Origin of the sequence: Streptomyces sp. NPDC058955, assembly GCF_042741435.1 — a bacterium.
Classification (GTDB): domain Bacteria; phylum Actinomycetota; class Actinomycetes; order Streptomycetales; family Streptomycetaceae; genus Streptomyces.
The window spans coordinates 1-22,721 of sequence record NZ_JBHYKM010000054.1 but is presented as its reverse complement, the minus strand read 5'-3'; the positions used below and the strand labels follow the sequence as shown (position 1 = coordinate 22,721).

The following is a 22,721-nucleotide window of genomic DNA, read 5'->3' as shown; positions in this document are numbered from 1 at the left end:
AGGGGGACTGGTCGCATGGAGAAGCCGGAGAAGTCGAGCACGCCGGACGAGCCGAGCAAGCTGGAGAAGGTCACCGAGTACCTCCGCTGGACGACCGCGGAGCTGCAGAGGACCCGGCAGCGGCTCACCGACGTCGAGGCCGCCCAGCGGGAGCCGATCGCCATCGTCGCGATGAGCTGCCGCTATCCGGGGAACGTCCGCTCCCCGGAGGACCTGTGGCGGCTCGTCGTGGCGGGCGAGGACGCGATCTCCTCGTTCCCGGGCGACCGGGGCTGGGACCTGGAGGCGTTGTACGACCCGGATCCGCAGCGGGAAGGCACCTGCTACACCCGCGAGGGCGGGTTCCTCCACGATGCCGCCGCGTTCGATCCCGCGTTCTTCGGGATCAGCCCGCGCGAGGCGATGGCGATGGACCCGCAGCACCGGCTGCTGCTCGAGACCAGCTGGGAGGCGTTCGAGAACGCGGGCATCGATCCCGGCTCGCTGCGCGGGAGCCGCACGGGCGTGTTCGCCGGGGTCATGTACGACGACTACGGCGCCCGGCTCATGGAGCACACCCCGAAGGGGTTCGAGGGGTATCTGGGCACCGGCAGCGCGACGAGCGTGGCGTCCGGGCGGATCGCCTACACCTTCGGTCTGGAGGGGCCCGCCGTCACCCTCGACACGGCCTGCTCGTCGTCGCTGGTGGCCATGCATCTGGCGGCTCGCGCGCTGCGGGCCGGGGACTGCGAGCTGGCGTTGGCGGGCGGGGTGACCGTGATGGCCACGCCCGGCGTGTTCGTGGACTTCAGCAGGCAGCGGGGGCTCTCCCCGGACGGCCGGTGCAAGTCGTTCGCCGCGGGCGCCGACGGCACCGGCTGGAGCGAGGGGGTCGGGCTGCTGCTGCTCGAACGGCTCTCCGACGCGCGGCGCAACGGGCATCCGGTGCTGGCGGTGCTGCGCGGGTCGGCGGTCAACCAGGACGGCGCCAGCAACGGCCTGACCGCGCCGAACGGCCCGTCCCAGCAGCGGGTGATCCGGCAGGCCCTCGCCGAGGGCCTGCTCACGCCGTCGGACGTGGACGTGGTGGAGGGGCACGGCACCGGCACCGTCCTGGGCGACCCGATCGAGGCGCAGGCGCTGATCGCCGCCTACGGTCAGGACCGGCCCGCCGACCGGCCGCTGTGGATCGGCTCGGTCAAGTCCAACATCGGCCACACGCAGGGCGCCGCCGGGGTCGCCGGGGTGATCAAGATGGTGCAGGCCATCCGCCACGGGACGCTGCCGGCGACGCTGCACTCGGCCGAGCCGTCCCCGCACGTGGACTGGAGCGCGGGAAGCGTCGCGCTGCTCACCGAGAACCGTGACTGGCCCGACGTCGGCCGGCCCCGCCGCGCGGGCGTCTCCTCGTTCGGCGTCAGCGGGACCAACACCCACGTCATCGTGGAGGAGGCACCCGAAGACGCCTCCACGGGCGCCCCCACGGACGCGTCTTCGGACGCCCCTGGGGACGCCCCTGCGGACGCGCCCGGGGAAGTGCCCGGGGAAGTGCCGTCTCCGGCCGCAACCGCCACCCCGGCCCCAGCCCGCCCCCTCCCCCTGCTCGTCTCGGCGCGCACCGAGGGCGCGTTGCGGGACTCGGCGAGCGGCCTGGCCGCGCTGCTGCGCCGCGAGCCCGCCGCGCGTCCGCTGGACGTCGCGTACTCCAGGGCCACCGCGCGGGCCGTCCTGGAGCATCGCGCGGTCGTCGTCGGCTCGGACGCCGCCGAGCTGGCGCGGGGTCTGGACGCGCTGGCGGCGGGCGATCTGCTGCCGGGCAACGTGGTGGTGGACGAGGCCGCTCCCGAGCCGGGCGGGCTGGCGTACCTGTTCACCGGGCAGGGCAGCCAGCGGCCCGGGATGGGGCGCGCCCTGGCCGCCGCGTACCCGGTGTTCGCGGATGCCCTGGCCGAGGTGTGCGCGGAGTTCGACCGGCACCTCGACCGTCCGCTCCAGCCGCTGATGTTCGCGGCGAAGGGCGACCCGGGGGCCGAGCTGCTCCAGCAGACCCGGTACGCGCAGCCCGCGGTGTTCGCCGTGGAGACGGCGTTGTTCCGGCTGCTCGGCCACTGGGGGCTGCGGCCCGGCGTCCTCCTGGGGCATTCGGTCGGCGAGCTGGTCGCCGCGCACGCCGCCGGCATGCTCGACCTCGCCGACAGCGCCGCGCTCGTCGCCGCCCGGGCCCGGGCGATGCAGCGGGCCCGGCCGGACGGTGCCATGGTCGCTCTGGAGGCGACGGAGGAGGAGGTGCGGGCGACGCTGGCCGGGCATGAGCGCGAGGTCGCGATCGCGGCGGTGAACGGGCCCCGCGCCACGGTGATCTCCGGTGACGCCGACACCGCGCTGGCCCTCGGCGAGCACTGGCGGGCCGAGGGCCGCCGGGTCCGGCGGCTCGCCGTCAGCCACGCCTTCCACTCACCGCACATGGACGACGTCCTGGAGGAGTTCCGCGAGACCGCCTCGCGGGTCCGCTTCGCCGAGCCGGCCGTCCCCCTGGTGTCCAACGTCACCGGCGCCATCGCCGACCCGGCCGAGCTGCGCCGCCCCGACTACTGGGTGGAGCACGTGCGGCGGCCCGTGCGCTTCGCCGACGGCATTCGCGCGCTCCGCTCCGCCGGGGTGACCTGTTGTCTGGAGGTCGGCCCCGACGCCGTCCTCACGACGATGGCGCGGGAATGCCTGCGCGACGGGGACGACGGCGTACGGGCCGTCACGCTGGCGCCCGTGATGAACGCCCGGCGTCCGGAGCCGCAGACCGCGCTCGTGGCGGTGGCCAAGGTGCACGCGGCGGGCCACCGGGTGGACTGGTCCGCCCAGTTCGAGGGCTCCGGCGCGGTGCGCGTCGCGCTTCCGAACTATCCGTTCCAGCGCCGCGGCTACTGGCTCGACCCGGACACGGGTGGCTCCGCCGGTCGCGACGCGGAGCGGCACGCGTCGTTGGAGTCCGACTTCTGGGCGGCGGTCGACAGCCAGGACGCCGACGCGCTCAGCGGGTCGCTCCGTCTGTCGGCCGAGCAGCGTGCGGCCCTGTCCACGCTGCTGCCCGCGCTGAACGCCCGGCGGCGCCGGGCACGGTGGCACCACACCACGGTGTGGCGGCCCGTCGCCGAGGCGCCCGCCGCCGGTGCGCGCCGTCCCGTCCTGCTGGTCACCGGCGAAGGAGACGGAGGGGGCGACGGGGACGGAGGCGTGGGCGGCCTGGCCGCGCAGGTGATCGACGCGGTGGGCGACACGGCCCTCCGCATCGCCGTGCCGGCGTCCGCCGCGGGCGAGGACGACCTCACCGCGCTCGTGCGCGAGGCGGTCCCCGGCACGGCGGACGTCGCCGCCGTGGTGTCGCTGCTGCCGTCGGCCGCCGCGCTGGCGAAGGCGCTGGACCGGGCCGGGGTGGACGCCCCGCTGTGGGTGCTGACGAGCGGCGCCGTGACGGTCGGGCGGCTCGACCCGCCCGCGGACCCGGAGCAGACGGTGGCCTGGGGTCTGGGGCGGGCACTGGCCCAGCGACACCCGCGCCGCCGGGTCAGGCTGCTGGACCTTCCCCGCGAGCTGGACGAGCGGACGCGGCGACGGCTCGTCGAGCTGCTCGGCGCGGCGCCCGCCGACGACCTCCTCGCGATGCGGGGGGCGGGGCTGTTCACCGCGCGGCTGGTACGCGTCGCCCTGCCGGACGACAGCCGTCGGCCCGGCTGGCGACCGGAGGGCACCGTGCTGCTCACGGGCGGTACGACGGAGCTGGGCGAGCACCTCGCCCGGTGGCTGGCCGCCCAGGGCGTCGAACGGCTCGTCCTGCCCGTGCCGTCGCACGAGGACGTGGCGGGCCTGTCCCTGTTGCGCAAGGAGCTGGCGGAGCGCGGCGTCGACGTGACCGCGGCCGAGGTCGTTCCCGGCGACCGCGACGCGCTCGCGCGCCTGGTCCGCGAGACGCCGCCCACGGCGGTGGTGCACGTCGCCGACCCCACCGGGGACGGAATCGCGCAGGCGGCCGTGGTCGACGAGGTCACCGCGCCTCTCGACCTGTCCGCCTTCGTGGTGTGCGGGTCCGGCGCGGCCACCCTGGCGGAGCCGGCGTCCGGTGACGTCCTGTCGGCCCACGCACGGCTGGAGGCGCTGGTCCGGCGGCGTCGCGAGGACGGCGCACCCGCGTTGTGGCTGGAGTTCGGCGCCCCGGCGCTGGACGGGGCCGTGCGGGCACCGGGGGTGGAGGCACCGGCGCCGAACGGGGCGGTGGAGGTGCCGCCGCTGGATGTGGCGGTGGAGGCGCTGGCCCTGGCGTCCCGCACCGACCTCTGGGGGGTGACGGTGGCCGAGCTCGACCCGAAGGCCGCGCCCTGGCTCCGCTCCGTACGTCTCTTCCGGGAGCTGCCCGAGTTCGCGGGCAGCTCCGACGCCCCGGCCGAGGGCCCGGATCGGACGCTGCTCGACCGGCTCGCCGCGGCCGGTCCGGACGAGCGGGCCGCACTCCTGCTGCGGACGGTGTGCGCCCAGGCCGCCGACGTCCTGGGCGTCGAACCGGCCGACGGCCTCGACCCCGACGCCGACCTGTTCGCCCTCGGCCTGTCGTCCTTCGCCGCGCTCGAACTGAGCACCCGGATGCGCGCGGCGGGCCTGGAGGTCTCACCGAGCCAGGTGTTCGACAACCCGACCCCCGCCCGGCTCGCCGCGTCCATGCACCCGGACTCCTAGCCGGCGCCCGGCACGAAAACCCGGGGCGAAGGCCCTCGGACCCGGCCACCACCCACCTGGCCGACCACCCACCCACCCGGTCGGCCATCCCGATCCACCACCCCGGTCCTCACGGACCGCCGACTCCTCAAGGGGACACCCATATGCCTCACGACGTCGTCATCGCCGGCGCCGGGCCCGTCGGACTCATGCTCGCCTGCGAGCTGCGGCTCGCGGGCGCGGCGGTCGTCGTCCTGGACGACCGCCCCGGACCGGCCGAGCACGCGCCCGGCGTGGCCCTCAACGGCGGAGTCGTCGAACTGCTGGAGATGCGCGGGCTGATGGACGCGTGCCGCGCCGACGGCTTCGAGTTCCCGTTGGCCCACTTCGCGCACATCTGGCTGGACCCGGCGCGGCTCGCCGGCCGTTTCCCGTACAACTTCGCGATGCCGCACTCCCGTCTGATCCACCACCTCGCCGAACGCGCGCGGTCGCTGGGCGCGGAGCTGCGCTTCGGGCACCGGGTGCGGGGCGTGACGCAGGACGCGGAGGGGGTCGGCGTCCGCGTCGAGGGCCCGGACGGCGAGGGCACGGTGCGCGGCCGGTACCTGGTCGGCTGCGACGGGGCGGACAGCGTGGTCCGCCAGGCGGTCGGCATCGGCTTCGCGGGGGACGAGCAGCCGTTCCACGGGACGGTCTCCGACTTCACGGTCGGGCCGGACAGCGTCCTCAACCAGCACATGGGCGCGAAGGAGTATCCCGCCGGGCTCTTCGCGGTGAGCCCGATCGGTCCCGGCACGGTCCGGGTGCTGACCGGCGAGTTCGGCGTCGAGCCGCCGAGCCGGGACGGCGCTCCGTCGCCGGCGGAGATCCGGGCGGCCGCGCAGCGGCTGGCGGGCGTGGAGTTCACCGGGGACGAGCCGACCTGGTCGGCGCGGTGGTTCCACGTGACCCGGCTCGCCGACCGCTACCGCGCGGGCCGGGTGTTCCTGGCCGGGGAGGCGGCGCACACGCACTTCCCGCTGGGCGGGCAGGCGCTCAGCACGGGCATGGACGACGCGGTGAACCTGGGCTGGAAGCTGGCGGCGGACCTCGCCGGGTCCGCGCCGGAGGGCCTGCTCGACACCTACGAGGCCGAGCGCCTTCCGGTCGCCCGGCGAGCGTGCGCGACGGTCCGCGCGCAGGTCGCGCTGCTCCATCCGCTGACGGAGCTTCGCGAGGTGATGGCGGAGCTCGTGCGGTTCCCGGACGTCAACGAGTACTTCGTGAGGATGGTCGGGGGCACGGACACCCGCGTGGCCTTCGACGGGGACGTCCAGGAGGACGCCCATCCGCTGCTGGGCCGCCGGATCCCGGGGGTGGCGGCCGCGGCCCAGGCCGTCGCCGGGCTGGCCGAGGCGTGGGCGGCCGGCCGCGGTGTCCTGCTCGACCTGAGCGACGACCCCGACGGCGACGGCGGCCGTCTCGACCTCGCCGGGTGGACGGACCGGGTGTCCCTGATCCGTACGAAGCCGCTGCCCGACGTCGACGCCGAGGCGGTCCTCCTCAGGCCGGACGGCCGGGTCGTCTGGGCCGCGCCGCGCGGGCACGGCGGCGCCGGTCTCGCCGAGGCGCTCAGGACCCGCTTCGGCACCTCGACCAGCGCGTAGCAGCGACCCCTTAGGGCCGCTTAAGCCGTGCCGCGCAGCATGGCCGTGGCAGCCGAGAAGAGGACGGAAATGAGCGTGTACCTGCACTCGGCCGGGACAGTGCTGCCCGGCCCGCCCATCGACATCGCGTCCCTCGCCAGGAAGTTCGACCTGCCCTCCGTGTGGGAGCAGTGGGTGGAGTCCTTCATCGACACCCCGACCCGGTACTACTCGGTCGACCTGGACTCCGGGAAGGTCCGGTTCTCCCTCGCCGACCTCGCCACGACCGCCGGGGAGCGGGCGCTCGCCGGCGCCGGGGCGGCGCCGTCCGACGTGGATCTGCTCGTCATGGGCACCTCGTCGCCCGACATGCTGATGCCCGCCACGGTGAACGTCGTGGCCGACCGGCTGGGCATCGACGACGTGGCCACGTACCAGCTCCAGTCGGGGTGCACGGGCGCGGTCCAGGCGCTGGACGTGGCGCGGCGGCTGCTCGGTTCCGGTGAGCACCGGACCGCGCTGGTGATCGGCGCCGACTCCTGCGCCAAGCACCTCGACCTCTCGGTGGACGTCGGCTCGCTGCCGCCGGACCAGCAGGTCAACGGCGTGCTGTTCGGCGACGGGGCCGGTGCGGCGGTCCTCGGCGTGGAGCCGGGGGCGCACGGGGTGGAGCTGCTGCGGACCCGGGTGCGGTGCGTCGGGCGCGGGCGGGAGCCCGGGCAGACGCTGAACTGGTTCGGCGGGGCCGACCGCCATGTGGACCGGCCCGCCGCGGTCGAGGACTACAAGTCGGTGCAGGAAGCGGTTCCGCCGCTGGCCGTGGAGACGCTCGACGAGATGCTCGACGCGCTGAACTGGGACCGGGGCGAGGTGGACTACGTGCTGCCGCCGCAGCTGTCGGGACGGATGACCGACGAGATCCACGCCCGGCTCGACGTGCCGGACGCCCAGGAGGTCAGCTGTGTCAGGGAGACCGGCAACACGGGCAACGCGCTGCCGTTCTTCCAGTTGGAACGGCTGCTGGAGCGCATGATCACCGGTGACCGCGCGGTGGGCGTCGCGATCGAGTCCAGCAAGTGGATCAAGGCGGGCTACGCGCTGGAGAAGGTGGCGGCGTGACGCTGTCCGAGCTGCACGGGTCGGGGCGGCTCGCCGCCTCCTATCCGCTGGTCCGGGGCCTGTTGAGCGAACTCGACGGCGAGGAGCTGGAGCGGGCCGGGCGTCTGCTCGCCCGGCTCGACCCCGACGAGGTGCTGCGCGCGCATCCGGACACCCCGGTGGTCGCGGTCGCGGTCACGGGGCACCGTACGCTCGGCCCGCTGGTCGCCCCGCTCACCGCGGAGCTGGCGCGGCACGGCCTGCTCCTGCGGCCGCGGCTGTCCGACTTCGACGCGTACGTCTTCGACCTCGGCGACCCGGAGAGCGGGCTGTACGCGGCCGAGCCCGACGTCGTCCTGTGCGTCCTGGACCCCGACATGGTGTTCGACGAGGTACCCGTGCCGTGGACGGCGGAGGACGCCGAGCGGGTCCTGGACGGCATGGTGGCGCGGGTGCGGGACCTCGCGGCCGTCTTCGGCCGGCGGTCCGGTGCCACGCTGGTGCTCAACACCCTGCCGCTGCCGCGGCGGTTCACCGCGCAGCTCGTCGACCACCGGTCGCGGGCCCGGCTCGGCGCGGCCTGGCGCAGGGCCAACATCCGGTTGCTGGAGCTGGGCGACGAGCTTCCCTCGGTGCTGACGCTGGACCTGGATCCGCTGCTGGCCGAGGGCGTGCCCGCCGAGGACGCCCGGCTCGGCCGCTACGCCAGGACGGGCCTGTCGCCCGCCCTGCTGGCCCGGTACGCCCGCGAGGTCGGCCATCTCGCCCGCCATCTGACCGGACGCACCAAGAAGGCGCTGGTGTGCGACCTGGACGGCACGCTGTGGGGCGGGGTGCTCGGTGACGACGGGCAGGAGGGCATCGAGGTCGGCGAGGGCCTGCGCGGGGAGGCGTTCACCGCCTTCCAGCACGTGGTCAGGCAGCTCGGCTCGCAGGGCGTCCTGCTGGCCGTGGCGAGCAAGAACGACCCCGGGCCGGTCGAGGAGGCGCTGCGCGAGCACCCCGGCATGGTCCTGCGGCCCGACGACTTCGTCCAGGTGGCGGCCAACTGGCGGGCCAAGCCCGACAACCTCCGCGACCTGGCCCGGGACCTCAACCTCGGCGTGGACTCCTTCGTCTTCGCCGACGACAGCGCCTACGAGTGCGGACTCGTCCGGCACGCGCTGCCCGGGGTCGCGGTGGTGCGGCTGGACGAGGAGCCGGCCCGGCACGTCGAACGGCTGCTGCGCGACGGCTGGTTCGACACCCGCGAGCTGAACGCGGAGGACCGCGCCCGCCCCGCCCGGTACCGGGAGGAGAAGGAGCGGCACACGTTCCTCAGCTCGTTCGACTCCCTCGCCGACTACCTGCGCGAGCTGGACGTCCGGGTGCGGCTCGCGCCGGTGGCCGAGGCGGGCATCGCCCGTGCGGCCCAGCTCACCCTGCGGACCAACCAGTTCCACACGAGCATGCTGCGGTGCCAGCCGCCGCAGGTGGCCGAGGCCGCCGCCGGGCCGGACACGCGCGTGCTCGGCATCCACTCCGGGGACCGCTTCGGCGACAACGGCATGGTCGGGGTGATCTTCACCCGCCGGGCGGGCGACACCGTGCACATCGACACCTTCGTCCTCAGCTGCCGGGTGTTCTCCCGCGGCATCGAGACGGCGTGCCTGAGCGCGGTCCTGGCGGACGCGAAGGCCGCCGGGGCGCGCACGGTCGAGGCGGTCTACCGGCCCGGCCCCAAGAACTCCGCGGTGCGCGCCTTCTACCCGGACCACGGCTTCGCCCTCGCCGGCGAACAGGACGGCGTCCTCACCTTCCGGTACGACCTGTCCGACCCCGCCGGCATCCTCGCGCCGCCCCCGCACATCCGATTCACCGAGTCTCTGGAGGAGAGCCGTTGACGACCCTCGACGATTTCCTGGTCCTGGTGCGCGACGAGATCGGGCTGCCCGTCGGCCCCGAGCACGCGGACGTACCGCTGGACGAGGTCCCCGGCTGGGACTCGATGCACCTGCTGGCCCTGCTGACGGCCCTGGAGCGGAGCACGGGCCGGTCGATCTCGCTGCCGGACGTGCTGGAGGCCGGGAGCCTCCACGGGATCCACGAGGTGGCGGTGCGGGCGTGAGCATCAGGCCACTCGCCAGGGAACGGCGACCCACGCTGTACTTCCTCCGGGAGATCAGGTCGTTCGCGCCGGTCCACCTCGACACCGAGGTGGACATGAGCCGGATCAGGGACCACCGGACGCGGGCCCGTGCGGCGGGCCGCCACTACTCCTGGCTGAGCTACGTGCTGCACGCGGCGAGCCGCGCCCTGGCGGCCCACCCGGAGGCCAACGCCGCGATCCACGGCCGGCTCCGCCCGAGGGTCGCCCGCTTCCCCTCGGTGCACGGCAAGTTCACGATGGACCACACCGTGAACGGGCAGCGCGTGGTGCTGTCGGCCGTCCTCCCGGACCTCCAGGTCACGGACCTGGACGAGATCCAGCGGCAGGTCGACCACTACACGCGCGGTGACGCCGAGCAGCTCCCGGAGTTCGCCGGGGCCCGTCTGATCCGCCGGCTGCCCCTGCTGGTCGGCGGCGCGGCGTACCGGTCCCGGATCCGTCCGCTGCGCACCCGGGCAGCCGCTCTCGGCTCGTTCGCGGTCACCTCGCTGTCGCACAGCGCGGTGGACGGGTTCCACTCCACCGGCGGGACGACCGTGACGCTCGGTCTCGGCCGGATCGCCGACCGGCCCGTGGTGCGCGACGGCGGGACGGCGGTCGCGCCCGTGATGCGGCTGAACCTCACCTTCGACCACCGGGTGATCGACGGCGCCGAGGCCGCGGATCTGCTCACGGACATCAAGAAGGCCATGGAGGACTTCCGGGAGGACGCCCCGGGGGACGCCGGCACCAACGACGTGGGCGAGCTGAAGCGGTTCGTGCTGGCCCACACGAAGGGGCAGCGGATCCCCCTGCACGAGGACGTGCTGGCGCGGATCCGCACGGATGCCGACGGCGACGGCTCGTGGACGGCCGAGTGGTCCCGGTCCGCGCGGGAGCTGGAGCGTCAGGGGAGGCTGCTGGACTCCTGCCGCCACCACGCGATGGCCCGGTTCCCGTTCGTGGACGGCCCCGCCCGGCGGAAGGCCATGTCCGAGACCGTCCGGACGTTCGACGCGTGGCGGCGTGCGGACAAGGACATCGAGCGGCTGGAGCTCGATCTGCCGGCCGGTCGCGTCGTCGCGTGGGCGACCGGGCTGTCCGACGGCGTGCGCAGGCCGGTGATGATCGTCAGTGGCGGCATCGTGACCGTCAAGGAGGCGTGGGCACCGACCCTGGCCGCCATCCGCCGCCTCGGCCTGGCCGGGATCATCACCGAGATGCCCGGAGTGGGCGAGAACACCCTCCCGTACGACGCGGACGGCTGGCGCATGCTGTCCCACCTGCTCGACCACGTGGGCGACCGGGCCGACACGGCGAACTCCCATCTGCTCGCGCTGAGCTTCAGCGGCCACCTGGCGCTGCGCTGCGCGCTGGAGGACGGGAGGATCCGGTCGGTGCTCACCGCCGGGGCGCCGGTCCACGACTTCTTCACGGACCGCTCGTGGCAGGCCCGCCTGCCCAGGCTCACCGTGGACACCCTGGCGCACCTGACGGGCGACAAGCCGGAGGCCGTGCTGGACCGGCTGCGGGAGTGGGCCCTGCGGCCCGAGGAGCTGCGCGCGCTGGACATCCCGGTGCGCTACGTCGCCTGCGCGCGCGACGAGATCATCCCGGGGTCGGACGTCGCGCTGCTCCGCGAGCACGTCCGCGACATCCGGATCCTCACGCACGACGACGTGCACGGGGCCCCGTCCCACGCCGCCGAGACGCAGCTGTGGCTGATCCGGTCGCTGCTCCGGATCGTCGGGGGCAGGGCACCGGTGTCCCTCGTGCTCGGCCTGCTCCACCGCCTGGCCCGGCTGCGCGCCGCCGCGCCGGGCTGAGCCGCCTACGGCCCGGCGGTCTCCTGCTGTCGGGGACCGCCGGTCCGTCGGGGTGGTTCGGGGAGGCCTGCGGAGACCGTCTCCAGGGCGTGGCGGATCGAGTCCGCCAGCGGTGTGTCCTGCGCCGAGACGATCCAGAACTCGATCGCCACGCGCACCGCGCCGACCACGGTCGAGGCCATCAGCCGCGGGTAGAGGTCGGTGTCGGCGTCCACGCCGAGGCGTTCGGCGATGCCCGCCGCGAGGGCCGCCTCCCGCACCGCGTGCACCTTGAGGTACTCGCCTCCCAGCGGGGAGGCCGCCACCGCGAGCCGCACCTTGCTGACCAGGTCCCGGTCGCGCATGTCCCCGACCGAGAGGGCGGCCAGCGTGGCGTGGACGACGGCGTCCCACAGCGGTTCGTCGGCCGGGCGGGCACGGAGGTATTCCTGGATCGCCGCCGACCGGTCGAGGTCGACCGCGTAGATCGCCTCGTTCTTGCTGCGGAAGTAGTTGCTGAAGGAGCGCGGGGACATGCCGGCCCGGGCCGCGATGTCCTCGACGCGGACGTTCTCCCATCCGCACTCGACCGCCAGGCTGAGGGCGGCCTCACTCACCGCCCGGCGTACGGCGGCGGTCTTGTTCTCGCGAGCCGTTGGTGACACGGTGACAGCATCCCACAGGTGTTTTCAGCCCCTTTTTAGGGGGGTGGGGTGGACTGTGTGGACCAGCGTCAGCCGTCCACGGAGGTATGTCGTGCGCGTCCTGTTCACCCCGTTGCCCTCCAGGACCCATTTGTATCACCAGGCTCCGTTGATCTGGGCTTTCCGTACGGCGGGACACGACGTACGGGTGGCCTCGCAGCCGGCGCTCACGCCGACGACCCTCGGCATCGGGCTGCCCGCCGTGGAGGTCGGCGAGGGTTTCGACTTCATGGGCGCCATGGTGGAGCTGCGCAGCGGCAACAGCTTCAGCCCGGCGGAGCTGGAGGCGATGTCCCAGGAGGAGCGCAGGCGCCTGCGGGACGAGCGGTTCGGGCCGGTGGTCGAGCTGGCCACCAGGATGGCGCCGGACCTCATGGCGTTCGCCGAGCGCTGGCGTCCCGACCTGATCGTCACCGACCCGATCGTGATGGCCGCTCCCCTGGTGGCGGCGGCACTGGGCATTCCACTCGTGCGCAAGATCTGGGGTCCCGACATCATCTACGGCCACCCGCTGCAGGGCCAGCCCTTCGACGGCACCGAACGCGACGCGTGGCCCACCGGGCTCACCGCGCTGTTCGACCGGTACGGGGCCGAGGTCCGCAACGACTACCCGCTGCGCACCGTCGACCCCTGGCCGCCCAGCCTCAAGCAGTTCGGCCGCCCCGACGGCCGCGTGCACGAGCGCTACATCCCGTACAACGGGGCGAGCACCGTCCCGGAGTGGGTCCTGGAGCCCTCCGAGCGGCCCCGGGTGTGCGTCACCTGGGGGACGACCAACAGCGTCCTGGGCGGCGACCCCGGCCTGCTGCCGCGCGTCGTCGGCGCGCTCGCCCCGCTCGACATCGAGCTGGTGGTCGCCGTCAGTCCCGCCGACCGGGCGCTTCTCGGCGAGCTGCCGGACGACGTGCGGGTCGCCGAGAACCTGCCCATCAACCTGCTGCTGCCGCACTGCGCGGCGATCGTCAACCAGGGCGGGGCCGGGTCGGTGCTGACGGCCGCGCACCTCGGGGTGCCCCAGGTGCTCGTCCCGGAGACGGCCGAGACCCCGATGATCTCCCTGGCGTTCGCCGGCGGCGGTTCCGCCACCGTGCTGGAGGCCGCCACCGTGGACGGCGACGCCATCGCGTCCGCGGTGACCGACGCCTGCACGGACGAGTCGATCCGGCAGGCGGCGAGGAAGATCCGTGACGAGATCGCCGGGATGCCCTCCCCCGCCGAGGTCGTCCACACCCTCGCGAACCTCGTCGCGCACTGACGACCCATTGGCCGCCGAAGGCCCGAGCCGGAGGAATCCCTTGCGCATCCTCTTCACCCCCGTCGCCGCCACGACCACTCCCCTGTTCCACATGGTGCCGCTGGCCTGGGCGTTCCGGGCGGCCGGGCATGACGTGCGGGTGGCCGCCCAGCCCGAGCTGAGCCGGGCGATCACCGCCGTCGGACTGCCCGCCGTCGAGGTCGGCCACGGTTACGGGATCATGGACGGCGTGCTGCGGTCGCGCGGCGGGCAGCGCGTGATCGAGGCGTCCGCCGGGCAGTGGACCGACAGCGGTCTGGCGGGCACGGCGGACGCCGGGGAGCCCCCCGCCGACTACGACGACGAGCACGCCGACCTGCGGGACGCGGCCATGGCCCCGCTGGTCGAGGCCGCCGGCCGGATGGCGCCCGGCCTGCTGCGGTTCACCGAGCGCTGGCGGCCGGACCTGCTGGTCACCGACTCGATGGTGTTCGCGGCCCCGCTGGTCGCGGCGCTGCGGGGCGTGCCGCTGGTCCGGCAGACCTGGGGCCCCGACGTGATGCGCATGGTCAGTCAGCCGTTGCAGGGCCGCGCCGCCGACGGCGACGTCCGCGCCGAGTGGCCCACGGGCCTGCCCGAGCTGTACGACCACTACGGGGTGGAGGTCCGCAACGACTATCCGGTGCGCACCGTCGACCCCTGGCCCACGAGTCTGCAGTTCCCCGGTCTGAGCGGTCGGCTGCCCATGAGGTTCGTCCCCTACAACGGCTCGGCCGTGGCTCCGGACTGGGTGCTCGACCGGCCCGGCCGTCCCCGGGTGTGCGTCACCTGGGGCACCTCCACCGCCGCGCTCGCCGGGGACGAGGCGTTCGTGCTGCCCCGGGTCGTCGAGGGGCTCGCCGGTCTCGACGTCGAGGTGGTGCTGGCGATCAGCCCCGACGACCGGAGGAAGCTCGGCACGCTGCCCGCCAACGCCCGCGTGGCCGAGAACGTCCCGCTGCATCTGTTCATGGAGAGCTGCGACGCCATCGTCCACCAGGGCGGCACCAGCACGCTGCTGACCGCGGCCCGCCAGGGCCTGCCCCAGGTGCTGATGCCGCAGACCGCCGACAACCCCTTCAACGCCGCCAACTTCGCCGCCGGCGGCGCCGGCGTCACGCTGGACGCGGGGACGGACGCCGCGGAGATCGGAGCGGCGGTCACCCGGGTGCTCACCGAGCCGGGGTGCCGGGCGGCGGCGGAGAAGCTGCGCGCGGAGACGGACGAGATGCCCCCTCCGTCCGCCGTGGTGCGCGCCCTAGAAAAGCTGGCCTGACCGCACGCGACCCTGCGGACCGGGAGTGCCGGTCCGCAGGGTCGCGTGCCGTGGCGTCAGCCTATGCTCTGCGCGAAGCTGAAGAAGCCGTGCGGGTCGTAGGTGCGCTTCGCCTGGACGAGCCGCGGGTAGTTCTCGGCGTAGTACGCCTGCCGCCAGTCCTCCAGGTCGGGGTCGATGTAGTTCTGGTAGGTCTCGTGGGTCGAGTACCGGTCCGTGACCGTGAAGGCCCGGTCGATCCACGCGCGGGCCGCCGCCCGTTCCTGGTCGTTGTCCATCACCGACGGCAGGACCGTGGCCCAGTCCACCGAGAACTCGGCGTCCCGGTGCACGTACGCGGTCGCGGTCCGGGGAACGTCGGACGCGGCCCCGCCGAGCGCGAACAGGTGGACGAACCGGATGTGGCCGGCCCGGCGTTCGGCGTCGAAGGCGGCGAGGATCTCGTCGACCCCGGAGGACGGGAGGGTCTGCTTGAACAGGCGCGACCGGTCGATCTGGAAGCCGGCCCGGGGAAGGGTGGCGTCGGGGTTCTGCCCGACCCGGTGGCACTGGGCGACGGTCTTGTCCGAGCACTTGAACCAGGACATCATCCCGTCGCGGAAGCCGAGTTCCTGCACGTCGCGGCCGGCCGGGGCGTGGCCGATCGCCGAGACCATGGCGTCCAGGTGCCCGGCGAGGTCCTCGGGCGAGCCGAGGAAGGTGCCGTCGGTGATGAGCAGCGGCGTGGCGCCGGGGGCGGCGTTGAGGAGCCCGAGCAGGCAGCGGCCGCCCAGCTCCCGGGGTGCGCTCGGCAGCCATCGCTGCCAGCCCTCCACCACGTCCTTGACGTGGTCCCAGGACCAGGCGAGCGTGTAGTTGACCATCCGAGGGATCGTGGTGTGGCGTCGCTCGTAGCGGGTGACGATGCCGAAGTTGCCTCCGCCGCCGCCGCGCAGCGCCCAGAACAGGTCCGGGTCGCTCTGCTCGGAGCAGGTGACCACGCTGCCGTCGGCGAGCACGGCCTGCACGGACGTCAGCGAGTCGCAGCCGAGGCCGAGCGCCCGGGTCTGCCAGCCGATGCCGCCGCCCTGGAGGTACCCGCCCATCGCCACCGTCGGGCAGATCCCGGAGGCGAGCCCCACCCCGTGCGCGCCGGCGGCGTCGACGAGATCGGTGAGCTGGGCGCCGGGGCCGACGACCGTGGTCCGCTCGCCCACCTGGATCGAGTTCAGCCGGGACACGTCGATGACCAGGCCCTGGGTGGTGGAGTAGCCGCCGTAGCTGTGCCCTCCGCTGCGCGCGACGGCGGGGATGTCGTTGTACTGGGCGAAGGACAGACACGCCCGTACGTCGGAGACGGTCTCGCAGTAGGCGACTCCGGCCGGGCGGATGCCGTCGAACATCGACCGGTGCAACTGCTTGGCCAGGTCGTAGTCGCCGCTGGACGGCAGCACCAGCCGTCCCGTCAGCCGCTTGCAGAGCCGCTCCCATTCGGCGTCGACCGCCAGGGCGCGGCCCTCGGCCCCCACGACACCGAGGCCCGCCATGGCCAGGGTGGCCATGGCGCCCTTCAACACTGCTCTTCGCGTGGACACGCGTTCTCCCCTGCTGCGTTTTCGAATGACACACAGCAGCATGGGGAAGGACGCTAAATCCGTGCTTGGGCGTGCAGGCGTTCGGTGACCAGGCGCACGATCGCCTCCCAGTGGTTCGCCAGGAAGAAGTGCCCGCCCTGGAAGACGCACAGCTCGAACCCGCCCGTGGTGTGGTGTTCCCACGCGCGCACGTCGTCGAGCGTCACCTTGGGATCGCTCGCTCCGGCGAGGGCCGTGACCGGGCAGTCCAGCCTGGCGTCACCGGCCGGCCGGTAGGTCTCCGCGGCCTTGTAGTCGGCGCGGATCGCGGGCAGCGCCGAACGCATGAGTTCCTCGTCGCCGAGGACGCGGGCGTCGGTGCCGTCGAGACTGGCGAGTTCGGCGAGGAGACGGTCGTCGTCGAAGAGGTGCACCAGCCGGCCTCCGGGCCGTGCGGGCGCCCGTCGCCCCGAGGCGAACAGCCGGACGGCGCTCGTCGCGGGGTCGGCTTCGATCCGGCGCACCAGCTCGAAGCCGAGCGTCGCCCCCATGCTGTGGCCGAACAGGGCCACCGGCCGGTCGAGAAAGGGGCGCAGGGCCTCGAAGGCGGCGTCCGCCAGGGCGCCCATCTCGTCGAGGCACGGCTCCCCGCGCCGGTCCTGGCGGCCGGGGTACTGCGCCGCCAGCACGTCGACGCGGGTGCCGAGCGCGTGGGCGAGGGGGAGGAAGTACGAGGCCGAGCCGCCGGCGTGCGGCAGGCACACCAGTCGGGTCGGGGCCTCCTCGGCCCCCGGCACGAACCGCCTGAACCACAGAGCACTGTTCTCGTGGGACATCACGCCTACCAGAGGGATCCGAGGCAGGCCAGAAGGCTGCGCGTCTGGACGTTGAGATAGTGGGAGTGCTGCCGCATCGCCAGGACCTGACGGACGGTCATCCACCGGTAGTCCGGCGGGGGATCGAGTGCCGCGGGGTCGTCGCATTCGACCACCATGTAGCGGCATTCGGCGTGGTAGAAACGACCGCCCTCCTCCGAGAGCACCACGTCGTAGCGGACGTCGTCGGTCGCCCGGAGCACGTGGTCGAGGAATCGGGGGCGCTGTTCGGGCGGTACGTCGGCGTAATTCCGCGGGTTGCACTGGACGGTGGGGCCGAGTTCCGCGACGTCCCGGAATCCCGGCTCGACGGAGGCCCGCATGAGGAGGTGCGGCACCCCGTGGACGCGGGCGGTCAGGAAGGCGACGACGCCGGTGTCGCAGGGGGCCAGCAGGGGCTGGGACCAGGCGGTGACCTCGCGCTGGCCGCTCTCGACCGAGACCCCGATGACCTTGAAGTGCTTGCCCTCGCGGTGCGCGATGTCGTCGTCCGACACCCGCCAGTCCCGCAGCGCGGAGAGCGGGACGCGGTCGACGCGCAGGTCCGTGCCGGTGCGCACGTCGTTGAGCCAGCTGAGGATCTCGACGTCGGTGTGCCGTCCGTCGGCCTCGCCGGCCTGGTACGACCGGCGCAGACCGGCCGCGTACTCCGGGTCGGGGGCCTCCTCGACCAGGTCGTCCTGCCAGTCGGACACCGCCGAGGGCAGACAGGCCAGCACCGTGCGGGAGTCCATGTTGATCAGGTTCGGCTCGGCCATCAGGCGTCGTATCTGCCCGTACGTGAGCCAGCAGAAGGTGTCGCGGAGGGGCACCTCGGCGGTCGTCTCGACGACCATGTTGCGGTTGCGCTTGCCCAGGAACCAGGTGCCCTGTTCGGACTGGAGCACGTCGGCGACCACCCGGCCGCGGCCGGTCGGCAGGAAGTGCTCCAGGTACGGCGTGGACGCCCCGCCGTGCACCTTGGTGTAGTTGCTCCTGGTGGCCTGTACGGTCGGGGAGAGCTGGAGCTGGCGGCGGTTGCCCGGTTCAACCTTGGCCTGCATCAGGAAGTGCAGGACGCCGTCGAACTCCTTGGCCAGCAGGCCGAGAATGCCGACCTCGGGCTGGTTGATGAGCGGCTGCTGCCAGGACAGGGTCCTCGGCCCGGTGCGGGTGATGTCCATGCCCTCGACGCTGAAGAACTTGCCGCTGTCGTGCGCCAGGACGCCGTACCCGTCGGTGAAGTGCCAGCCCTTCAGGCCGGCGAGCGGCACCCGCTCGACCCGCGCCCGGACGGTCTGCTCGCACCGGGCGAGCCACGCGTCGAACTGCTCGTTCGTCGTCGCCACCCCGTCGGTCGCCAGACCCGACCGCAGGAGGCGGGCCCCGTCGGAAAGGACCCCGGGCCGCGGTCCCGGCGGACTGAGGATGCCGCTCATTACCCACCCTTCTCCGTCACATCTGAGCCCGGCATATTCTGCCGCCGCCCATTAAATCGCGGCTAAATTCCGCGGCTCTGCTTTGTTTTAGAACGGACCAAGTCCCCCGTAAGACGCGACTGCGATCATGATTCGCCGTGTTCTGTGTCACCGGCACAAGCGATCGGAATTCGCATTGCGTTGTCAATTGGTGAATTGCAAGGGGGAGGCCCGATGAACCTCGACCCGGCGGCTGAGCTCGGTCCGGTGGCGAACGAGGAACGGCTGCGCGACTACCTGAAGCGGACGACGGCCAGCCTCCGTCAGACCCGTCGGCGTCTCGAGGAGGCCGAGGGGCGGGAGCGCGAGCCGATCGCCGTGGTCGCCATGGGCTGCCGGTTCCCCGGCGGCATCTCCTCCCCGGAGGAGCTGTGGGACATGCTGGTGGCCGAGAAGGACACCGTCACGGACGTCCCGACCGACCGGGGCTGGGACATCGACGACATCTACGACCCGGATCCCGACGCCCCGGGCAAGACCTACACCCGCAAGGGCTCGTTCGTCTCCGACGCCGCCCGGTTCGACGCGGACTTCTTCGGGATCAGCCCGCGCGAGGCGCTGGCGATGGACCCGCAGCAGCGGCAGATCCTCGAGGTCGCGTGGGAGACCTTCGAGCACGCGGGCATCCCGCCGTCCTCCCTGCGCGGCACCCGCACCGGCGTGTTCATCGGCAGCGTGGGCCAGACCTACAACATGAGCCTGCTGCCCACCAAGGAGCAGGTCGAGGGGTACATCCTCACGGGCACGCAGGCCAGCATCATGTCCGGCCGCATCGCCTACGCCTACGGCCTGGAGGGCCCGGCGCTCACCGTGGACACCGCCTGCTCGTCGTCGATGGTGGCGCTCCACCTGGCGATCAAGGCGCTGCGGGCCGGCGAGTGCGAGCGGGCGCTGACCGGCGGCGTCACCATCATGGCCACCTCCGCCTGGTTCACCGAGTTCAGTCGGCAGCGGGGGCTGGCCCCCGACGGGCGGAGCAAGCCCTTCGCGGCCGCCGCCGACGGCATCGGCTGGGGCGAGGGCGTCGGTCTGCTGCTGCTGCGGCGGCTGTCGGACGCGCAGCGCGACGGCGACCGGATCCTCGCCGTCCTGCGCGGCTCGGCGGTCAACTCCGACGGCGCCAGCAACGGCCTGACCGCCCCCAACGGGCCCTCCCAGCGGCGTGTCATCGAGCAGGCGCTGGCCGACGCCCGCCTGACCTACGGCGACGTCGACGCGGTCGAGGCGCACGGCACCGGCACCACCCTGGGCGACCCGATCGAGGCGCACGCGCTGCTCGCCACCTACGGGCAGGACCGGCCCGCCGACCGGCCGCTGTGGCTCGGCTCGGTGAAGTCCAACCTCAACCATCCGCAGGGCGCGGCGGGCGTGGCCGGTGTCATCAAGATGGTGCTGGCCCTCCGTCACGGGCTGCTCCCCCGGACGCTGCACGTGGACGCCGCGACGCCCCACGTGAACTGGGACCTGGGCAACGTCGAGCTGCTGACGGCCGCGCGTCCGTGGCCCGAGACGGGCCGTCCGCCGCGCGCGGCCGTGTCGTCGTTCGGCGTGGGCGGCACCAACGCGCACGTCATCCTGGAGGCCGCCCCGCCCGGCCCGGAGGCCCCGCCCGAGGCGCCGGCGGACCCGGAGCCGCCGGTCGTCTCGGCGGGCACGCTGCCGTGGCTGGTCTCCGCCCGCAGCGAGCAGGCCCTGCGCGGCCAGGCACGGCGGCTCCTGGACTTCGCCCTGGACCACCCGGACACCGGGCCGTTCGACATCGGCCACGCGCTGGCTCATGAGCGCGACCACCACGAGCACCGGGCGGCCGTCGTCGCCGACACGCGGGAGGAGTTCCTGGCGGGGCTGCGGGCCCTGGCGGACGGCGAGGCGGCCCGGAACGTCGTCCAGGGCCGGGGCACCGCCGCCCGGACGGTGTTCGTGTTCCCCGGGCAGGGGTCCCAGTGGGAGCGGATGGCCGTCGACCTGCTGGAGACCTCCGAGGTCTTCTCCGCGCACCTGCACGCCTGCGCCGAGGCGCTCGCCCCGTACACCGACTGGTCGCTGCTCGACGTGCTGCACGGCGCGCCGGGCGCCCCCTCGTGGGAGCGGGTGGACGTCGTGCAGCCCGCGCTGTTCGCGGTCATGGTCTCCCTGGCCCGGGTGTGGCAGGCGGCGGGCGTCCGCCCGGACGCCGTCGTCGGCCACTCCCAGGGCGAGATCGCGGCCGCCCACCTCGCCGGGGCGCTGACGCTCGACGACGCCGCCAGGATCGTCGCCCTGCGCAGCAGGGCCCTGCTCGACGTGGCCGGCACGGGCGGCATGGCCTCCGTGCCGCTGCCCGCCGCCGAGGTCGCGGCGCTCCTCGACGTACCGGCCCGGGGGAACCTGAGCATCGCCGCGGTGAACGCGCCGGGCTCCACCGTGGTCGCGGGGGCCTTCGACGAACTGCGCGAACTCGTCGACTCCTGCCGCCAGGACGGCGTACCGGCCCGGATGATCCCGGTGGACTACGCCTCGCACACGCCGTACGTCGAAGCCGTCCGGGAACGACTCGCCGCGGACCTCGCGGGGATCGTCCCGCGGGCGGCGGACATCCCGTTCTACTCGACCGTCACCGCCGCGCCGGTCGACGGCGAGGCGCTCGACGGCGCGTACTGGTACACCAATCTGCGCAGCCGGGTCAGGTTCGAGGAGACCACGCGCGCGCTGCTCGCCGACGGCCACAGCCTCTTCATCGAGGTCAGTCCGCACCCGGTGCTCACCGTCCCGGTGCAGGAGACCATCGAGGAGGTCGGGGCCGCGGCCCGGGCGCACGGCACGCTGCGCCGCGACCACGGGGACCGGACGCGGCTGCTCACGTCCCTGGCCGAGTCCCATGTCAACGGCGCGGCACCGGACTGGGCGCGGATCGTCCCGGGGGCACCGGCGGCCCGTCTGGACCTGCCGACGTACCCGTTCGCCGGGGAGCGCTACTGGCCGGACGCCGTCGAGACCGCCGGGGACGTCCGCTCGGCGGGGATGGGCTCGGCCGACCACCCGCTGCTGGCCGCCGAGACGATGCTCGCGGACGGCGCCGGGCACCTGTTCTCCGGGCGGATCTCGCTGAAGACGCACGGCTGGCTGGCCGGTCACGTCGTGCACGACACGGTGATCGTCCCGGCCACCGCGTTCGCCGAGCTCGCCCTCCACGCCGCCCACCGCGTCGGCTGCGCCCAGGTGGCGGAGCTGACGCTGCAGGCGCCGCTGCCCCTGCCGGAGGGGGAGGCGGTGCGGATCCAGGTGATCGTCGGTGCGGCGGACCCGGACGGGGAGCGGCCCGTCGGCATCCACTCCCGGCCGGAGGACGACGAGGGGGGCTCCGGTGAGCTCCCGTGGACGACCCACGCGACCGGCGTCCTGAGCCCGCGTCCCGTACCGGCGGACGAGCCCGTCGCGGCCTGGCCGCCGGCCGGGGCGACACCGCTGAAGGCGGCCGAGGCGTACCCGCGTCTGGGCGCCATCGGGCTCGCCTACGGTTCCGCCTTCCTGGGGCTGCGGGCCGCCTGGCGCCAGGGCGACGACCTGTACGCCGAGGTCGAACTCCCCGACGACGTCGACACCGAGGGCTTCGCGCTGCACCCGGCGCTGGCGGACGCCGCGCTGCACGTCACCGCGCTGGCGGGCGACGACCACGACGGCCGGACCAGGCTGCCGTTCGCCTGGCGCGGGGTGTCCGTGCACGCCGTCGGCGCCACCGCCGTACGGGTCCGGCTCCGCCTGACCGGGCCCGACACCGTCGGCCTGTCGCTCATGGACGGCGCCGGGGAGCCGGTGGCGACGGTCGAGGCGCTGACCGTGCGGCCGCTCAGCGCCCAGCGGGTCTCCGGGGCCGTGGCGGTGCGACGCGACGCGCTCTACCGCCTCTCCTGGCGGCCGGCGGCCCCGGGCGAGGCGACCGACGGGCGGTCCGACTGGGCCGTGCTCGGGACCCTGCCGCCCTCCTGGCGCGACGGGGTCGGCGGCGATCTGCGTGCCGTGGCCGACCTCGACGCGCTGCGCGCCCAGGCCGATGCCGGGGCGGCGCTCCCGGCGGTCGCGCTGGCGCTCGTCCCCCGCCATGACGGCAACCCCGCCGACGGGGCCCGGGGGCCCGCGCACAGGGCGGGGGGGGGGGGGGCCCGCTGGGGGCCGCGGGGGGGGGGTGGTGGGGGGGGGCCGGGGGGGGTCGGTGGTTCAGCGCGCCGGCGGGGTGAGCCGGTCGGCGAGGACGCCGGCGATGCGGG

13 protein-coding genes are annotated in these 22,721 nt (G+C 74.1%); 9 read left to right on the top strand and 4 right to left on the bottom strand.

What is annotated here, in order from left to right:
• Positions 1–15: 15 nt before the first annotated feature.
• From ACFW1I_RS21275 to ACFW1I_RS21250, 6 genes are all read left to right on the top strand, one after another.
• The gene (locus ACFW1I_RS21275; protein ID WP_384672173.1) at positions 16–4,701 is read left to right on the top strand and encodes a type I polyketide synthase; all 4,686 of its coding nucleotides are present in this window, start codon (positions 16–18) and stop codon (positions 4,699–4,701) included.
• 143 nt (positions 4,702–4,844) lie between these two features.
• Positions 4,845–6,329 carry an FAD-dependent monooxygenase gene (locus ACFW1I_RS21270; RefSeq protein WP_384672171.1) on the top strand — a complete coding sequence of 495 codons (1,485 nt, stop codon included), beginning with the start codon at positions 4,845–4,847 and terminating at the stop codon, positions 6,327–6,329.
• A 69-nt stretch (positions 6,330–6,398) separates the two neighbouring features.
• Positions 6,399–7,427 (top strand): 3-oxoacyl-ACP synthase III family protein, encoded by a 1,029-nt coding sequence (locus ACFW1I_RS21265; RefSeq protein ID WP_384672169.1) that lies wholly within the window; start codon positions 6,399–6,401, stop codon positions 7,425–7,427.
• Positions 7,424–9,289: an HAD-IIIC family phosphatase gene (locus tag ACFW1I_RS21260; RefSeq protein ID WP_384672167.1), complete on the top strand. Its 1,866-nt coding sequence runs from the start codon at positions 7,424–7,426 to the stop codon at positions 9,287–9,289. Before ACFW1I_RS21265 ends, ACFW1I_RS21260 begins: the two co-directional genes overlap by 4 nt.
• Complete coding sequence (locus tag ACFW1I_RS21255; protein WP_384672165.1) at positions 9,286–9,513, top strand: acyl carrier protein; 228 nt, start codon at positions 9,286–9,288, stop codon at positions 9,511–9,513. Before ACFW1I_RS21260 ends, ACFW1I_RS21255 begins: the two co-directional genes overlap by 4 nt.
• Positions 9,510–11,360 (top strand): 2-oxo acid dehydrogenase subunit E2, encoded by a 1,851-nt coding sequence (locus tag ACFW1I_RS21250; RefSeq protein ID WP_384672163.1) that lies wholly within the window; start codon positions 9,510–9,512, stop codon positions 11,358–11,360. Before ACFW1I_RS21255 ends, ACFW1I_RS21250 begins: the two co-directional genes overlap by 4 nt.
• A 5-nt stretch (positions 11,361–11,365) precedes the next feature.
• On the opposite strand, the gene ACFW1I_RS21245 is transcribed toward ACFW1I_RS21250, so the two are convergent.
• Positions 11,366–12,004 carry a TetR/AcrR family transcriptional regulator gene (locus ACFW1I_RS21245; protein WP_384672161.1) on the bottom strand — a complete coding sequence of 213 codons (639 nt, stop codon included), beginning with the start codon at positions 12,002–12,004 and terminating at the stop codon, positions 11,366–11,368.
• Between ACFW1I_RS21245 and ACFW1I_RS21240 the strand changes: the two genes are divergently transcribed.
• Positions 11,892–13,298, top strand: coding sequence for a nucleotide disphospho-sugar-binding domain-containing protein (locus tag ACFW1I_RS21240; protein ID WP_384672158.1), 1,407 nt, complete (start codon positions 11,892–11,894; stop codon positions 13,296–13,298). The genes ACFW1I_RS21245 and ACFW1I_RS21240 overlap by 113 nt on opposite strands.
• A gap of 40 nt (positions 13,299–13,338) precedes the next feature.
• Positions 13,339–14,592, top strand: coding sequence for a nucleotide disphospho-sugar-binding domain-containing protein (locus ACFW1I_RS21235; RefSeq protein WP_384672156.1), 1,254 nt, complete (start codon positions 13,339–13,341; stop codon positions 14,590–14,592).
• Between the two features lie 56 nt (positions 14,593–14,648).
• On the opposite strand, the gene ACFW1I_RS21230 is transcribed toward ACFW1I_RS21235, so the two are convergent.
• Genes ACFW1I_RS21230 through ACFW1I_RS21220 form a run of 3 tightly spaced genes read right to left on the bottom strand, consistent with a single transcriptional unit; the run spans position 14,649 to position 18,438 of the window.
• A complete protein-coding gene (locus tag ACFW1I_RS21230; RefSeq protein ID WP_384672153.1) occupies positions 14,649–16,166 on the bottom strand; it encodes an FAD-binding oxidoreductase in 1,518 nt (505 codons plus the stop codon).
• Between the two features lie 53 nt (positions 16,167–16,219).
• Positions 16,220–16,981: a thioesterase II family protein gene (locus ACFW1I_RS21225; protein WP_384672150.1), complete on the bottom strand. Its 762-nt coding sequence runs from the start codon at positions 16,979–16,981 to the stop codon at positions 16,220–16,222.
• Positions 16,982–16,986: 5 nt separating this feature from the next.
• Positions 16,987–18,438: an NDP-hexose 2,3-dehydratase family protein gene (locus ACFW1I_RS21220; protein WP_384672148.1), complete on the bottom strand. Its 1,452-nt coding sequence runs from the start codon at positions 18,436–18,438 to the stop codon at positions 16,987–16,989.
• Positions 18,439–18,651: 213 nt separating this feature from the next.
• Between ACFW1I_RS21220 and ACFW1I_RS21215 the strand changes: the two genes are divergently transcribed.
• Positions 18,652–22,721, top strand: a 4,070-nt coding sequence (locus ACFW1I_RS21215) for a type I polyketide synthase (RefSeq protein ID WP_384672145.1), incomplete at its 3' end; no start/stop codon positions are given.

Bases quoted from the DNA above. Each gene is read 5' to 3' on its own strand.
- ACFW1I_RS21220 (WP_384672148.1), bottom strand. From the start codon at position 18,438: ATGAGCGGCATCCTCAGTCCGCCGGGACCGCGGCCCGGGGTCCTTTCC.
- ACFW1I_RS21225 (WP_384672150.1), bottom strand. From the start codon at position 16,981: ATGTCCCACGAGAACAGTGCTCTGTGGTTCAGGCGGTTCGTGCCGGGG.
- ACFW1I_RS21265 (WP_384672169.1), top strand. From the start codon at position 6,399: ATGAGCGTGTACCTGCACTCGGCCGGGACAGTGCTGCCCGGCCCGCCC.
- ACFW1I_RS21270 (WP_384672171.1), top strand. From the start codon at position 4,845: ATGCCTCACGACGTCGTCATCGCCGGCGCCGGGCCCGTCGGACTCATG.
- ACFW1I_RS21240 (WP_384672158.1), top strand. From the start codon at position 11,892: ATGTCCTCGACGCGGACGTTCTCCCATCCGCACTCGACCGCCAGGCTG.
- ACFW1I_RS21275 (WP_384672173.1), top strand. From the start codon at position 16: ATGGAGAAGCCGGAGAAGTCGAGCACGCCGGACGAGCCGAGCAAGCTG.